We start from the raw sequence: 15,193 nt of genomic DNA on the forward strand, positions 1-15,193 counted from the left end.
GCATGGATCTTCTGCCTCCCATCGACTCCCGCCGCCCGCTCGGCAAAAGCGGCATCACCGTGTCCGCGCTGGCCTGGGGCAATTGGCGCCTGTGCGGTGACGATGTCGGCGCAGCGGCAAAGCTGCTCCACGCGGCGCTGGATGCGGGCATCGACCTGATCGACACCGCCGACATTTACGGCCCGGACAATGGCGAACCCTTCGGTGCCTCCGAAGCCTTGCTGGGCCGCGTGCTGGCCGCCGAACCGGGGCTGCGCGCGCGGATCGTGCTGGCGACCAAGGGCGGCATTGCCATGGGCGTACCCTATGACAGCAGCGCCGCCTATCTGGGCAGCGCGATCGACGCATCGCTGGCGCGGCTGGGCACCGACCATGTCGACCTATGGCAGATACACCGCCCCGACATGCTGACCCATCCGTCCGAAATCGCCCGCACGATCGAGGATGCGCACAAGGCGGGCAAGATCCGCAGCTTCGGCGTGTCCAATTGCACCACCAGCCAGATCGCGATGCTCCAGCAATTTCTGTCGCTGCCGATCGTATCGACCCAGCCGGAACTGTCGGCGCTGAAGCTGGCGCCGATCGACAATGGCGAACTGGATCAGGCGATCGCGATGGACATGGCGGTCATGGCCTGGTCGCCACTGGGCGGGGGGCGGATCGCCAATCCCGCCGACCCGCGCGCGCAGGCGGTCGCCGACGCACTCGATGCGGTCGCGGCCGACTATGGCGTGTCGCGCACTGCCGCCGCCTATAGCTGGATCATGGCGCACCCCGCGCGCCCCATCCCCATCGTTGGATCACAAAAGGAAGGCCGGATCGCGGAATCCGCCGATGCGCTCAAGGTCCGTTGGACCCGGGCAAACTGGTACGCGCTACTGGTCGCAGCAAAAGGAGAGCCGCTGCCATGAATGACAAGATTGAAACACGCCCCTGCGAAGTGAGCTGGTTTTCGGCGCTGTGCGACGACGACTATGAATTTCTGGGGCAGCCGGACCCGATGCTGGCGTCCAGCTGGGAACATTGCCGTAACATCGTGATGCAGGCGGAAAAGGGCGGGTTCGACAATATCCTGCTGCCGTCGGGCTATAGCCTGGGCATCGACACCACCATGTTTGCGGGCGCCATCGCCCCGCTGGTGCAAAAGATGCGCCTGCTCTGGGCCGTGCGCATGGGTGAGGATTGGCCGCCGCAGCTCGCCCGCCGCATCGCGTCGCTCGACCGCATTCTGGGCGGGCGGCTGACGGTCAACATCATCTCGTCCGACCTGCCGGGCGAAACGCTGGATAGCCGCGCGCGTTACCAACGCACCTTGGAAATCATGCAGATCCTCAAGATCATGCTGGCCGGCGAGCATCTGCAATATAAGGGCGAGTTCTATGATCTCGACCTCGCGCCCGCGCGGATCAGTACGGTGTCGGGCAAATGCCCGCCGCTCTATTTCGGCGGCCTGTCCGAAGACGCGCGCGAAGCCGCCGCGCAGGGTTGCGACGTCTATCTGATGTGGCCCGACACGATGGAAAAGACGCGCGAGACGATCGCCGACATGACCGCGCGCGCGACCAAATATGGCCGCACGCTCAAATTCGGCTATCGCGCCCATGTGATCGTGCGCGAGACGGAGGATGAGGCGCGTGCCTATGCCGATCGCCTGCTGTCCAAGCTGGATGCCGACGCGGGTGAGGCGATCCGCCAGAAGTCGCTCGACAGTGCCAGCGTCGGCGTGACCCGACAGGCCGAATTGCGGTCGGCGGCGGGCGGCGACGGCTTCGTCGAGGAAAATCTGTGGACCGGTATCGGCCGGGCACGGTCGGGTTGCGGCGCGGCGATCGTCGGCAATCCTGATCAGGTACTGGCCAAGCTGCGCGCCTATCAGGCCGAAGGAATCGACGCCTTCATCCTGTCGGGCTATCCCCATGCGGCGGAAGCGGATCTGTTCGCGCGCCATGTGCTGCCGCACATTCAGCATGGTCCGCTGACGCTATAAGGATCGGAGAAGACACGCCATGGACAGGTTCGACTCCCTCCTCGCCGCCAGCATCGCGCGTCGTCGCGTGCTGGCGGGCGGTGCGCTTGCCTTTGGTGGCGCGGCGCTGGCGCAGGAGGGGGGCAGCCTCGTCCGGCTAGGCACGAAGGGCGGGCCGGATCTGCGTCCGCTATCGACCGCTTTCCCCGGCAAGGGCGCGATGATCGTCCAGCGCAACCGGCCGCCGCTGCTGGAAACGCCGATGGAGGTGTTCGACGGCAGCGTCTTTACGCCCAATGATCATTTCTTCGTGCGCTGGCATCTGGCCGACATTCCGCTGGATGTGGACGCCGACAGCTTTCGCCTGACGATCAGCGGGGGCAGGCGGACACTGGCGTTCTCGCTCGCCAATCTGCTGAAATTGCCGCGTATATCCTATGCGGCGGTCAACCAATGTTCGGGCAACAGCCGTGCCCTGTTCGACCCTCGCGTGCCCGGTGCGCAATGGGCGCATGGGGCGATGGGCAACGCCGTCTGGGAAGGCGTCGCGCTCAAGACGCTGCTGGAGGCGGCGGGGATCGTCGGCGGTGTCGATTCGGTGCGTTTCGGCGGCCTCGACAAGCCGCTGACCGATGCCGACCCTTTCCACAAGTCGCTGGCGCTGGATCATGCGATGGACGGGGAAGTGATGGTCGCCTTCGCTATGAACGGCGAACAATTGCCGCTGCTCAACGGCTTTCCGCTGCGGTTGATCGTACCCGGCTGGTATTCGACCTATTGGGTCAAGGCGCTCAACCAGATCGACCTGTTTGCCGGGCCGGACACCAATTACTGGATGGCAAAGGCCTATCAGGTGCCGACCACGCCGCATGCCAGCGTAGCAGCCGGCACATCGACCTTCCCCAAGGCGCCGATCAGCACGATGAACCCGCGAAGCTGGATCACCAATATGAGCGCAGGCGCGCGCCTGCCCTGGCGTCCGCGCCTGCCGGTGGCGGGAATCGCGATGGGCGGCGATTGTGGCGTGAAGCGGGTCGAGATTTCCGCCGATGGCGGCGCGACCTGGCGCGACGCGACATTGGGACCCGATGAGGGCCGCTACAGCTTCCGGCGTTTCGTCAGCGCCCTGCCTGTGACCCGGCGCGGCGCGGTGACGCTGATGAGCCGCTGCACTAACAGGGACGGCGTGACCCAGCCGATGGAAGCCAATTGGAACCCCGGTGGCTACATGCGCAATTGCGTCGAATCCGTTTCGGTGACGATCCTGTGATGGCGCGCACGCTTTGCGCCCTTGCCGCATCGATCCTGCTGGCGGCCTGTGGTTCGCCGCCAGCACAGCCGGATCAGGCGCCGTCGCGCACCGGTTCGACCAAAGCCGTCCCGCTCACCACGATCCGGTCGGACAGCATTGCCCTGCCCGACGATGGCGAGACGTTCGGCGAGGGTGCGCAAGCGGCTTTGCTCGATGCGAACTGCACCGCCTGCCATTCGGTGACGATGGTCCGCTATCAGCCGCCCCTGACCGCCAAGCAATGGACCGGTACGGTGGACAAGATGCGCCAAGCCTATCACGCGCCGATCGACCCGGCCCAGACCGAAGCGATCGTCGACGCACTGATGGCACTGGCGCCCTCGCGCAAGGATTGATCCCTCCTTCCGACCAAATCGGAGACAACCTCACGCGGCGCATTGGAAGTTTGCGGTAGTGAATTTCGGGCGACGAGCTTCAGAAAAGAACATTGGCCATGGCGACTTGCCGAATGGGCGAATGTCGAACCGCCTCCCACTGGTCCTGACGCCGTTCTCGATCGGGTCGAACGGAGCAAATCACGTCAACCGGCCTCTCGGCCCGACCGGGGAATAGCCGGTCGGTGGGCGCGTTAGGCACCAATAGCTGTTCAGGATATAAGGCAACTGGGACCAGAGCAAAATTGTCCGATCCTAACGGCGTCTGCGTGAAATAAAGTCGGCCGGAAATCAGGTGTTTCTCAGGCTCTTTGTGAGAAAAGATAACTGAAAAAGGAGCGGATTTCGTCCCGTGAGGTTCCAAATCATACCATCAAACCCCACGGAAAATGTGGGAACAGTTGTGGTATCAGTTTCAGTGATTTCTCAAATTATCACGCCAAATCAAGACGATAAATCGCTTAATTGGTGACCCCTACGGGAATCGAACCCGTGTTTCAGCCGTGAGAGGGCCGCGTCCTAACCGCTAGACGAAGGGGCCATGGGCCGCATCGGGCGGCTGGCAGGCGCTGGCCTTTAGGTTTGCGCACTGCGCTCGTCAAGAAAAACCGCGCCGCGCCCAATCGCCCTGGGAAAAAGCAGCACTCCAAAAAAAACCGCCCCATGCAGAGCATGGAGCGGCCTAGGTTCAGGGAGGAGACGCCTCCAAAGGGGGGAGGCGCCCATACGATACACCCGAAAGGGGGGCAGGTGCATCGCATGTTCAGTAGATAGGCCAGGTCACATTCCGTTTCAAGAGGAGATGCATCCGCTTTTCTATCAAACATTTCCGCCGTTTCGGGTCTGCACCCTCATTTCCGGTTCAGGCTTCGGCGGGCTGCGGCACGGCGGGCAGGGGGATCGGACCCTTGCCCAGATTGACCTGGGCCTCGAAAATGTCGCGCATCAGCTGCAGGGAGAAGAGATGCGCATGGATCAGCGGCAGCATCCCGCTCTGGTTGATCTTGCGCAGTTGGTCGCCGCGCAGGTCGCGCAGCTTTTCCTCGTTGATCATGCGGAAACCGCGATAGACGAAGGGCTGCTCGTTGCCAGGCGTCTGGATCGCGACCTCACCGTCCATCAGCAGGTCCATCTCCTGCAATTCGCGCACGAACTGGCCGGTGCGGGCAGCGGCCTGCTCGAAATCCTCGCAGAATTTCAGCACGCCCTGGGTCAGCTCGCTCGGCTTGCCATCCTCGAACAAAGGCTGGCCATCCTCGAACGCGCCGATCGCGGGGCTGGTCGGGTCGAAGCACAGCGACAGCTCGTCCGTGTCGGGGCGCAGCTTGGCCAGCATCCAGGGATAGCGGCGGACATAGGCTGGAACATAGGACGGGCCGCGCAGCTTGCCTTCGTCATCGACGAAGATGTTGACGCCTTCATTGAGGCCCATCAGCGCCAGCGGCACCGAATCCGCGCCAGCCGAAAAGATGATCGGTACGAAACGCTGGGCCGACACGAACTCGTCGATCGTCAGCGGAATGGCGTGCTGGCTGGTCAGGAACGGCGCCGAATCGACCGCCTTGCTGCGGAAATCGGCATGATCCAGGCTGCTCAGCGGGATGAGGTCATTGTAGAAGATCGGCAGGTTATTCGCGGGCGCGCTGGCCATGATCCGGTATCCATTCTGTCAAAAAGCGGTGCTGTGCAGACGCGCCGCCGGGCGTAAAACTGGGAGAGGGCGATAAAGCCCTGCGCAGCGGGTGGCAATTGCTTTCACATAAAGGCTCAGGCCTGATCTTCAGGCTTCATCGGGCAGGGGGATGAGTTTCCCCGGATTGAACAGCCCCTGCGGGTCGAACGCGGCCTTGATCGCCCGCAGCGCGCCGATGCGCGCCGGACCCGCCAGCCGCGCCAGCTCCGCCCGCTTCATCTGGCCAATACCATGTTCGGCCGAAATCGATCCGCCCGCAGCGACCACCGCGTCATGGACGAAGGCGTTGATCGCCTGCCCCTGCGCCGCGATCCAGCCCGGCCCGTCGCTTGTCCCCTTGGGCGCGCGCACATGGAAATGGACGTTTCCGTCGCCCAGATGGCCGAAGGACGACGCGGTCGTGCCGGGAAAATGCGCCATCGCCGCGTCCGCAGCCTCGATCATGAAGGCGGGCATCCGCGCCACCGGCACGCTAATGTCATATTGCAGCGCTGGTCCCTGCGCCTTCTCCGATTCCGACAGCGATTCGCGAATCCGCCAGAAGGCATCGGCCTGCGCTTCACTGGCCGCCACCACCGCGTCGATCGCGATGCCCCGCTCGAACCCCAGCGCCAGTGCGCTCTCCAGCCGGTCTCCCGGACCCGGATCGCGCAGATCGGCATGATCCACCTCGATCAGCACATGCCAGGGCGTCCGCGTCTCGATCGGGCTGCGCGTGCCGGGGATATGGCCCAGCACAAAGCCCAAAGTCTCGTCGGCGATCACCTCGAACCCCTCGACGCTGTCGCCCAGCTCCGCCTCGGTGAGCCGCAACAACGCCAGCGCATCGGCGGGGGAGGCGACCCCGACCCAGCCGACCGCCCGCGCGGCGATCGCCGGGACCAGCCGCAGCGCCGCCGCGGTAATCACCCCCAGCGTGCCTTCCGCGCCGATCAGCAACTGCTTGATGTCGTACCCGCGATTATCCTTCTTCAGCGCGTCCAGCCCGTGGAAGATGCTGCCGTCGGGCAACACCGCCTCCACCCCCTCGACCAGCGCGCGCATCGTCCCATGGCGCAGCACCTGCGTACCGCCCGCATTGGTCGACACCAGCCCCCCGATGGTCGCAGACCCCTTGGCCCCCAGGCTCAGCGGAAAGCGCAGCCCGGCGCCTTCGGCTGCATCATGCAGGTTGCTCAGGATCACGCCTGCCTCGCAAATCGCCAGATTATCGTCCGCGCTCAGGCTGCGAATCCGGTTCATCCGTCGCAGCGACAGGATCAGCGCCGATCCGTCGGCGGGCGGCGTCGCCCCGCCCACCATCGACGTATTGCCCCCCTGCGGCACCAGTGCGATGCCTAGTTCGGCGGCCAGCGCCACCACGGCGGCGACGTCCTCGACACAGGCCGGCGACAGGATCGCCGCCGCCGCGCCATGATAGCGCCCGCGCCAGTCGCTGACCCATGGCGCAATATCGTCCGGGTCGGTGATGACCCCCTTGGGGCCGAGCAGCGCTGCAAAGCGCGCAATGACATGCTGTCTGATCATGGGACGCACCTATCCCCGGAATTCATCGACTGTTCAACCACGGGTCGATAGCGTCCGATTCCCAAAAGGGGTCCGACTTGGTTCATTCCATATTGCTGCTGATTGCCGCCACCACGGCTGACCCTGTTCAATGGGCGCAACTGACGATCGAGCAGCGCGTCATCATTCGTGTGCCGATGGCCCGAAAAGGCAAGGTGCCGGCGCGCATCACCGAAAAAGCCGCCGATGCCTGGGACGAGAAAAAGGGGCCGCGTTGCGTCGCCCTGCGCTCGATTCGCGCTGCCGCCATCGTCGTGCGCAACGGGGTGGACCTGATCCTGGCCGACCAGCATCGTTACCGCGCCCGCCTGGAAAAAGGGTGCGATGCCGCCGCTTTCTATTCCGGCTTCTATGTCGAACCGGACGAGGACGGGTCGCTCTGTTCTGGCCGCGATGAATTGCAGGCGCGCGGCGGCACCAGTTGCGCCATCGACAGCTTCAAACGGCTGATCGCTGCGGAACCGGATGACTAAGCGTCACCATCGGGCGACAGCGCCCGTCAAATCGCGCGATTTCCTTGACAAGCGGCCGATATTTCCGCAATGCGCGGCCGATTTCCGTCTCGCTATCGTGCAGGATGGACAAGCCTCCTGTTCCCGGACCATTGAATGACTTTTGCCGATCTCGGCCTTTCCGACGAATTGCTCAGGGCCGTAACCGAGTCCGGTTATGATACGCCCACGCCGATTCAGGCGCAGGCGATCCCGTCCGTCCTGATGATGCGCGACATCATTGGCATTGCCCAGACGGGCACGGGCAAGACCGCCAGCTTCGTGCTGCCGATGATCGACATTCTCGCCCATGGCCGCAGCCGCGCGCGGATGCCGCGCTCGCTGATCCTGGAGCCGACCCGCGAACTCGCGGCGCAGGTCGCGGAAAATTTCGAGAAATACGGCAAATATCACAAGCTCTCGATGGCGCTGCTGATCGGTGGCGTGTCGATGGGGGATCAACTCGCGGCGCTTGAAAAGGGCGTGGACGTGCTGATCGCGACGCCGGGCCGCCTGATGGACCTGTTCGGACGCGGCAAGATCATGCTCAACGGCTGTTCGTTGCTGGTCATCGACGAAGCCGACCGGATGCTCGACATGGGCTTCATCCCCGATATCGAGGAAATCTGCACCAAGCTGCCCGCGCAGCGCCAGACATTGCTGTTTTCGGCAACGATGCCCCCGGTCATCAAGAAGCTGGCCGACAAATTCCTGTCCAACCCCAAATCGATCGAAGTCGCGCGCCCCGCCAGCGCCTCGATCAACATCACCCAGCGTCTGGTGAAGGTCGATTCGCGCAAGAAGCGCGACACATTGTCCAAAATGCTGCGCGAGGCCGACGTCACCAGCGCCGTCATCTTCTGCAACCGCAAGACGACGGTGCGGGACCTGAACAAGAGCCTGCAACGCGACGGCTTCAAGTCGGGCGAAATCCATGGCGACATCGACCAAGGGTCGCGCATCGCCGAACTGGAACGCTTCCGCGCCGGCACCGTCAACATCCTGGTCGCGTCGGACGTCGCGGCGCGCGGTCTGGACATCAAGGGCGTCAGCCATGTGTTCAACTATGACGCGCCATGGCACCCCGACGATTATGTCCACCGCATCGGCCGCACCGGCCGCGCGGGCGCATCGGGGGTGGCCTACACCTTCGTCACCGAAGCGGATGCCGAAGCGATCGACAATATCCAGAAGCTGATCGGCACCAAGATCGAGGTCGTCGGTGCGGCGCAAGCGATCGCCGCGATCGAACCGAGCGAAGAAGCCGCGCCCCGCACGCCAAGGGGCCGCAAGCCCCGCGCGGCAAAGCCCGTGGCCGACAAGCCGGTCGTCGAAACGTCCGTGGCGGACGAGCCAGTCGCCGAAAAGCCCCGCGCATCTCGCCCACCCCGCGCCGAAAAGCCACGCGAGGAAGCACCCCGCGCACAGACGCCGCGAGAGGAAGCCCCGGCCCGCCCGGCGGTAGCCCCTCGCGCTGCCGAAGCCCCCGCCCGCCAGCGCCGCAACGACCATCAGGACGACGGCCCCGACGAAGGCTGGAACGGCCCGGTCCCGGAATTCCTGAACTTCGGCTTCGACGCCTGAAGCGCACAATTCTTCTCCCTTGAGGGAGAAGGATACGAAGCCTTACTGGCGAAGTCAGTTAGGCGAAGTTGGATGAGGGTGACCAGACCTACTAAAAAGGCCGTTCGGGCTGAGCCTGTCGAAGCCTTGTCCTTCTTTTCAAGAAGTGCGGCCCTTCGACAAGCTCAGGGCGAACGGAAGAAGGCGGTCACGTTTGTACCCCCCCTTCACAACAACCCCATCGCCCGCATACTGCTATGCCCGTTCGCGCCGACGATGATATGGTCATGCACCGCGATGTTCAGCCGCTTGCCCGCCTCGATAATCTGCCGCGTCACATCAATGTCCTGACGGCTGGGTTCGGGCGATCCGCTGGGGTGATTATGCACCAATATGATCGCCGCTGACCCCAGGTCGATCGCCCGCCTGATCACCTCACGCACATAGATGGCCGCCTGGTCTATCGACCCGTCGCCCATATTTTCGTCGCGGATCAGCATGTTGCGGCTGTTGAGATGCAATACCCTTACCCGCTCCACCCCCAAAAACGCCATGTCCGCGCGCAGATAGTCGAGCAGCGCCTGCCAGCTCGCCAGCACCGGCCGCGCCGCCACTTCGTTGCGCAGAGTCCGCAGCATTGTCGCCTGCACGATCTTGATCGCTGCGATGCTGGTATCGCCCATGCCCGGCACCCGCGCGATCGCCTGCCAGTCGGCGCTCATCAGCCCGCCGATCCCGCCAAATTCGCGTAACAATGCCTTGGCCAGTGGCTTGGTGTCGCGCCGGGGAATCGCCAGCGCGAGGAGATATTCGATCAGTTCATGATCATGCAGCGCATCCCCGCCGCTCTCCGCCAGTTTCTGCCGCAACCGCGCGCGATGTCCTGCGCCGTCATGCGTGACTTTTGCGTCCTGCTCCGCCACACCTGCGTCCCTTACTACCGGCTATCGACGCTATAAGTTGCGGAATCGCGGGGCAAGGATATTTACACGGGGTCAGACGTTATGGTCCCGGACCATAGAGCGTCACAGCAAAGCCGGGGTTGGCCATAGGCATGGAAGAACAGGACGGCGAAGAGCAGGTTCGCCGGGGTTGGCTGCGCTGGCTGGGTGTCGGCACGGGGTCGCTTGCGCTGGTGCTGGCGGGCCTGTGGACGCAACGCGCGCCGATCGCGGAAAATTTCGTCAGCCGCGAACTTAACCGGCGCGGGGTGCAGGCCAATTATGATCTGGTCAATGTCGGCCTGCGCACCCAGCGGATCGAACATATCCTGCTGGGCGATCCGGCCAATCCTGATCTTACCGCCGACTGGGTCGAAGTCGACATCGCCTTTGCCAGCCTGACGCCGCAGGTCGCCGCCGTGCGCGCCGGTGGCGTGCGGATGCGCGGCACCTATCATGACGGCGTGCTGCGCCTGGGCGAACTCGACAAATTTCGCGATCCCGATTCGACCGCACCCTTCAGCCTGCCCGACATTCTGCTTTCGCTCGCCGATGCCCGCCTGCGGCTCGATAGCGATGCCGGGCAATTGGGAATGCGGATCGATGGCGAAGGGAATCTGCGCTCCGGTTTTCGCGGCAAGATCGCCGCCGTCATGCCCCGCGCCGCCTTCGCCAGTTGCGGCCTGACCGAGGGGAGCGCCTCGCTTGCTCTCGCCATGGATCAGGGCCGCCCCCACGTCACCGGCCCGGTCCGCGCCGCTGCGCTGGCCTGCCGCGACAGTGCCGCCATCGCCCGCCCGGTCGCCACGCTCGATCTGACCCTTGGCGCTGCCTTCGACCGCTGGACCGGCCATGTCGATCTGGCGGGCGAGGCGCTCAAGGCCAGCGGCATCGTCCTTGCAGCGCCCAAAGGTCGCGTCGATTTCGACGGCACGGCATCCGCCACCAGCGGCCGCGCCCGCATCGGCGCAAAGGCGCTGGCGGGGCAGGGGGCAATGCTCGAACAGGCCGACCTCACCGGCACATGGTCGGTCAAAAGCGGCGAAACGGCGCTGCAAGGCGAACTGTCCGGTCGTCAGTTCCGCGCGTCCGGTCGCGATCCGCTAGCCACCCTGCGCGCCTCCACCACCGGCACCCCGGTCGCGCCACTCGCCGCCCGCCTCGCCGACGCCGTGCGCCGCGCGGGCGACAGCAACCAGATCCGCACCCGTTTCGCCCTGGTCCAGCGCGGCGCAACAGGCAGCCTGGTCCTGACCGACAGCCGCCTGACCGCCCGCAGCGGGGCGCAGGCAGGCCTTTCGCCTGATGGCCGGATCACGCTGGGTTGGCCCGGCCGCGCCGGTTCCGCCCTCGACTGGGCACTCGAAGGCGCTCTGCGCACAGAGGGCGGCGGCCTGCCCGATGCCGCGCTCCGCCTCGCGCGTCGCCCCGGTGGCGGCTTTGGCGGCGAGTTGTTCGTTGATCCCTACACGGCGTCCGACGCCCGCCTGGCCATTGACCGTGTCCGCTTCATCGCCCAGCCCGATGGCACCACCCGCTTCTCGACCGCGCTGCGCCTGGACGGCCCGCTGCCCGACGGACGCCTGCGCGGCCTCAGCCTGCCGATCGAGGGGCAACTTGCCGCCAGTGGCGCACTGGCGATCAACCGCCGCTGCGTGCCGCTTTCGTTGCTCGAAGCCCGCACCGGCGCGTTCGCCATCGGCCAGACCCGCCAGACGCTCTGCCCGCTGGGTGGCGGCGCGCTCCTCGCCATGGGGCCAAAGGGCATCAGCGGCGGCGCGGACATCCGCAATCTCGCGCTCACCGGCACCAGCGGCGACAGTCCGCTACGCCTGACCGCCGATCATGCCCGCATAGCCCTCGGCCAGACCGGCTTTGCGCTCGCCAATCCAGCGCTCAGCATCGGCCCGAACGACGCCCCCGTCCGGCTGACCGCCACCAGCCTCGATGGCACAATGACCGCGCGCGGCATGAATGGCAAAGTGAGTGGGGCAGGGGGCCAGATCGGCACCGTCCCGCTGATCGCGGAGCAAGGCAATGGCATATGGAGTTTTGCCAATAGCGCACTCGATTTCCGCGCTGCCATGACCGTGCGCGATTCGCAGTCGCCCGTCCGCTTCAATCCGCTCGCCGTTCCTGATTTCGCCCTCACCCTCAAAAATGGTCGCATCGCCGCCACCGGCACGCTCACCGCGCCGCGCAATGGCGCCGCCGTGGCCCGCACCGTCATCGCGCACGATCTTGGCAGTGGGAAGGGCCATGCGGACCTGACCGTCCCCGGCCTTGCCTTCGGTCCCGCGCTCCAGCCCGACGAAGTGACCCCGCTGGCGCTCGGCGTCGTCGCCAATGTCGCGGCGACCGTGACCGGGGAAGGACGGATCGACTGGACTGGCTCCACCGTCACCTCCACGGGCACCTTCCGCACCGACAATGCCAATCTCGCCGCCGCCTTCGGTCCGGTGCAGGGGCTGTCGGGCGAAATCCGCTTCACCGACCTGATCAACATGGTCACCGCGCCCGGCCAGAGTGTGAAGCTGGCCTCCGTCAATCCCGGCGTCGAAGTGCGCGACGGGACCATCCGCTACAGGCTCGAAGCAGGACAAAAGGTGCGAATCGAGGGCGGCGGCTGGCCTTTCTCCGGTGGCGAACTGGTGCTGCTCCCCACGACCATGGATTTCAGCGCCGATGTCGATCGCTATCTGACCTTCCGCGTCATCGGCCTGGATGCGGGTGCCTTCATACAGGCGATGGAACTGGACAATATCTCGGCCACCGGCACGTTTGACGGGCTGATGCCGCTGATCTTCAACGCACAGGGCGGGCGGATCGCGGGCGGGGTGCTGGTGGCCCGGCAAAAGGGGATGCCCCCGCTGCTGATGCCCGAAGGCGTGCTGCCGGCCATCCCGTGCGATCCCGCGCTCCAGTCCGGTGTCCTCTCCTATGTCGGCCCGGTGTCGAACGAACAGCTTGGCACGATGGGGCGGCTGGCCTTCGACGCGCTCAAAAATCTGCAATATAAATGTCTGACAATCCTGATGGACGGGGCGCTGGACGGCGAGATGGTGACGAACGTCGTGTTCAACGGCGTCAATCGCGGCCAGCTGGGCGGCGCACCCGCTGGGTTGGCGCGCAACTTCACCGGCCTGCCTTTCCTCTTCAACGTCCGCATTTCCGCGCCGTTCCGGGGGCTGCTCGGCACCGCCCAGTCCTTCATCGATCCGTCGCAACTGATCCAGAACAGCATCGGGGACCAGATGCAGGCGAACATGAAGAGCAAATTGAACGAAAGCCTTGCGGTTCAGCCTGCGGAAAGCGACAACATGCCAAACGGGGAGCGCAAATGAAGAAGCAAGCAATCATGATGGCGGGTTTCGCCGGTCTGGCCCTTGGGGGCTGTATTCAGGTCAAAGCGCCTGATCGGCCGATCGAAATCAACCTGAATGTGAAGGTGCAGCAGGAGGTCGTCGTGCGCCTGCAACGTGACGCACAGGACCTCATCCAGAATAACCCGGAGTTGTTCCCGCAATGACACGCAAGATTCTCCTGATCGCTGCCGGTGCCGCTGTCGCGCTGGCGACCGGATTTGCGATCACCGCGCCCGCCCGCGCCCAGACCGGTGCCGTGGCCAGCGCGATGGCGGCCGGCACGGTGGGCGAACAGGCCGACGGCTATCTCGGCATCGCCGGGACGGTAGGGGCTGATGTCCGCGCCGAAGTCGAATCGATCAATATCAAGCGCCGCGCCGCCTATACCCAACTGGCCAGCCAGCGCGGCGTCACCGTGCAGGATGTCGCCGCCGCCACCGGCTGCCAGACGCTCAGCAGCCGGGTCAAGACCGGTCAGGCCTATCGCATCGGCGCTGGCGCGTGGCAGACCAAGGGTACAGGCGCGATCGCGCTGCCCTCTTACTGCGCAACCGCGGGCTGAAAATCCCGCTCTGGCGGACTTTTCTCATTCCTTCGTCCGGGTGGGGTAATCTCTGCCCAACCATGGTTGACTATCCGCAATCGCCTTTCTAAACGGGCCGCGCCTTGACGGGTGCAGCCGCAAGCGCCATGCCGCCTGCCATATGGGGTCAAACCCGGATGGAGGATGAACATGGTTGCGGATGGACCCGTACAGGACCCGGCGGGGGAGGACGCGCGCATCACGTCTCTGGAAGAGCGGATTGCGCGCGCTGAATCCGTCGAAAAGGTCAGGCAGGGGGCTGTGGAGCAACAGGCGGACGATGGGTCTCGCCTGGGCAACCGGGTTCTTGCGGAACTGATCGGCGGTCTTGTCGGCGGTGCGTTGATCGGCTGGGTTCTCGACCGGCTGTTTGGCACATCCCCATGGCTCCTGCTCGTTTTCCTCGGTCTTGGCATCGCGGCGGCGTTCAGGAATATCATCAGATTGACGACGATAAAGCGTCCCCCGGAATAAGGGACGCTTTCTTCTTAGTCCGACGGTTTAGACGTAACAGGGGTCCAGCGTGGCAGAATCCGGCAAAATCGATCCGATGCATCAATTTGCGATCGAACCCCTGTTCGGTACGGATCATCTGTCGCTCGGCGGCTTCAACATCGCCTTCACCAACAGCGCGCTCTATATGGTGCTGGCCGCTGTGGTGCTGTGGATCTTCGTGATCGGCGGTATGAAGCGCGAACTGGTCCCCGGTCGCTGGCAGATGGCGGTCGAATATATGACCGGTTTCATCAAGAACCTGCTGATCGCGAATATCGGTGACAAGGGGCGCAAATATATCCCCTACGTCTTTTCGCTCTTCATGTTCATCCTGCTGGCGAACCTGCTGGGCATGCTGCCGCTGGGTCTGATCGGGATGCACCCCTTCACCTTTACCAGCCATTTCACCGCCACCGGCGTGCTGGCGATCATGAGCTTCTCGATCGTGCTGATCGTCGGCTTTGCCAAACATGGCTTCCACTTCTTCTCGCTGTTCGTGCCCCACGGCACGCCGGCGCTGATGATCCCGCCGCTCTTCCTCATCGAACTCGTCTCCTTCATGGTGCGTCCGTTCAGCCTGGGTCTGCGACTGTTCGTCGCGATGACCGCTGGCCACGTCCTGCTGAAGGTGCTTGCGGGCTTCGTTATTAACAGCGCAAACGCATCGCCTGCCCTGGGCCTGACCGTCGGCACCGCCAGCTTCATCCTGATGATCGGCATCAGCGCGCTGGAAATGCTGGTCGCCGTGATCCAGGCTTATGTGTTCGCGCTGCTGACTTCGGTTTATCTCAACGATGCCGAAAACCTGCACTGAGTTTCATCTGATTTCGTCAACATTATTAAT

14 protein-coding genes and 1 tRNA gene are annotated in these 15,193 nt (G+C 64.4%); 11 read left to right on the forward strand and 4 right to left on the reverse strand.

The window, feature by feature from the left end; translation table 11 throughout:
* Nucleotides 1–2: 2 nt before the first annotated feature.
* From ACODSR_RS01595 to ACODSR_RS01610, 4 genes are read left to right on the forward strand one after another with little or no spacing between them, the layout of a single operon-like run.
* The gene (locus tag ACODSR_RS01595; RefSeq protein WP_489073085.1) at nucleotides 3–911 is read left to right on the forward strand and encodes an aldo/keto reductase; all 909 of its coding nucleotides are present in this window, start codon (nucleotides 3–5) and stop codon (nucleotides 909–911) included.
* Entirely contained in the window at nucleotides 908–1,987 is a 1,080-nt protein-coding gene (locus tag ACODSR_RS01600; RefSeq protein ID WP_489073087.1) for an LLM class flavin-dependent oxidoreductase, read from the forward strand. The genes ACODSR_RS01595 and ACODSR_RS01600 overlap by 4 nt, the downstream gene beginning before the upstream one ends.
* A gap of 19 nt (nucleotides 1,988–2,006) precedes the next feature.
* On the forward strand, nucleotides 2,007–3,236 hold the full coding sequence (locus tag ACODSR_RS01605; RefSeq protein ID WP_489073089.1) for a molybdopterin-dependent oxidoreductase: 1,230 nt from the start codon (nucleotides 2,007–2,009) through the stop codon (nucleotides 3,234–3,236).
* Complete coding sequence (locus ACODSR_RS01610; protein ID WP_489073091.1) at nucleotides 3,236–3,613, forward strand: cytochrome c; 378 nt, start codon at nucleotides 3,236–3,238, stop codon at nucleotides 3,611–3,613. Before ACODSR_RS01605 ends, ACODSR_RS01610 begins: the two co-directional genes overlap by 1 nt.
* A gap of 505 nt (nucleotides 3,614–4,118) precedes the next feature.
* On the opposite strand, the gene ACODSR_RS01615 is transcribed toward ACODSR_RS01610, so the two are convergent.
* The 3 genes from ACODSR_RS01615 to ACODSR_RS01625 form a co-directional block, all read right to left on the reverse strand.
* A tRNA-Glu gene (locus ACODSR_RS01615) sits at nucleotides 4,119–4,193 on the reverse strand.
* A 321-nt stretch (nucleotides 4,194–4,514) separates the two neighbouring features.
* Nucleotides 4,515–5,303, reverse strand: coding sequence for a SapC family protein (locus ACODSR_RS01620; RefSeq protein ID WP_489073093.1), 789 nt, complete (start codon nucleotides 5,301–5,303; stop codon nucleotides 4,515–4,517).
* 129 nt (nucleotides 5,304–5,432) lie between these two features.
* On the reverse strand, nucleotides 5,433–6,872 hold the full coding sequence (locus ACODSR_RS01625) for an FAD-binding oxidoreductase (protein WP_489073095.1): 1,440 nt from the start codon (nucleotides 6,870–6,872) through the stop codon (nucleotides 5,433–5,435).
* Nucleotides 6,873–6,949: 77 nt separating this feature from the next.
* On the opposite strand from ACODSR_RS01625, the gene ACODSR_RS01630 reads away from it, so the two are divergent.
* Both ACODSR_RS01630 and ACODSR_RS01635 read left to right on the forward strand, forming a co-directional pair.
* Nucleotides 6,950–7,384, forward strand: coding sequence for a hypothetical protein (locus tag ACODSR_RS01630; protein ID WP_489073097.1), 435 nt, complete (start codon nucleotides 6,950–6,952; stop codon nucleotides 7,382–7,384).
* 135 nt (nucleotides 7,385–7,519) lie between these two features.
* Nucleotides 7,520–8,986: a DEAD/DEAH box helicase gene (locus ACODSR_RS01635; protein WP_489073099.1), complete on the forward strand. Its 1,467-nt coding sequence runs from the start codon at nucleotides 7,520–7,522 to the stop codon at nucleotides 8,984–8,986.
* A 206-nt stretch (nucleotides 8,987–9,192) separates the two neighbouring features.
* Here the strand turns inward: ACODSR_RS01635 and radC are convergent, their stop codons facing one another.
* Nucleotides 9,193–9,888: a RadC family protein gene (gene radC / locus ACODSR_RS01640; RefSeq protein WP_489073100.1), complete on the reverse strand. Its 696-nt coding sequence runs from the start codon at nucleotides 9,886–9,888 to the stop codon at nucleotides 9,193–9,195.
* Nucleotides 9,889–10,019: 131 nt separating this feature from the next.
* Between radC and ACODSR_RS01645 the strand changes: the two genes are divergently transcribed.
* The 5 genes from ACODSR_RS01645 (at nucleotide 10,020) to ACODSR_RS01665 (ending at nucleotide 15,163) form a co-directional block, all read left to right on the forward strand.
* On the forward strand, nucleotides 10,020–13,250 hold the full coding sequence (locus ACODSR_RS01645; RefSeq protein WP_489073102.1) for an intermembrane phospholipid transport protein YdbH family protein: 3,231 nt from the start codon (nucleotides 10,020–10,022) through the stop codon (nucleotides 13,248–13,250).
* A complete protein-coding gene (locus tag ACODSR_RS01650) occupies nucleotides 13,247–13,435 on the forward strand; it encodes a YnbE family lipoprotein (protein ID WP_006961957.1) in 189 nt (62 codons plus the stop codon). Before ACODSR_RS01645 ends, ACODSR_RS01650 begins: the two co-directional genes overlap by 4 nt.
* A complete protein-coding gene (locus tag ACODSR_RS01655; protein WP_489073104.1) occupies nucleotides 13,432–13,833 on the forward strand; it encodes a YdbL family probable chaperone protein in 402 nt (133 codons plus the stop codon). The genes ACODSR_RS01650 and ACODSR_RS01655 overlap by 4 nt, the downstream gene beginning before the upstream one ends.
* A 171-nt stretch (nucleotides 13,834–14,004) precedes the next feature.
* Complete coding sequence (locus ACODSR_RS01660; RefSeq protein ID WP_489073156.1) at nucleotides 14,005–14,328, forward strand: AtpZ/AtpI family protein; 324 nt, start codon at nucleotides 14,005–14,007, stop codon at nucleotides 14,326–14,328.
* A 49-nt stretch (nucleotides 14,329–14,377) separates the two neighbouring features.
* Nucleotides 14,378–15,163, forward strand: coding sequence for a F0F1 ATP synthase subunit A (locus ACODSR_RS01665; protein WP_489073106.1), 786 nt, complete (start codon nucleotides 14,378–14,380; stop codon nucleotides 15,161–15,163).
* Nucleotides 15,164–15,193: the final 30 nt, after the last annotated feature.

Source organism: Sphingobium sp. FG125 (genome assembly GCF_057809795.1).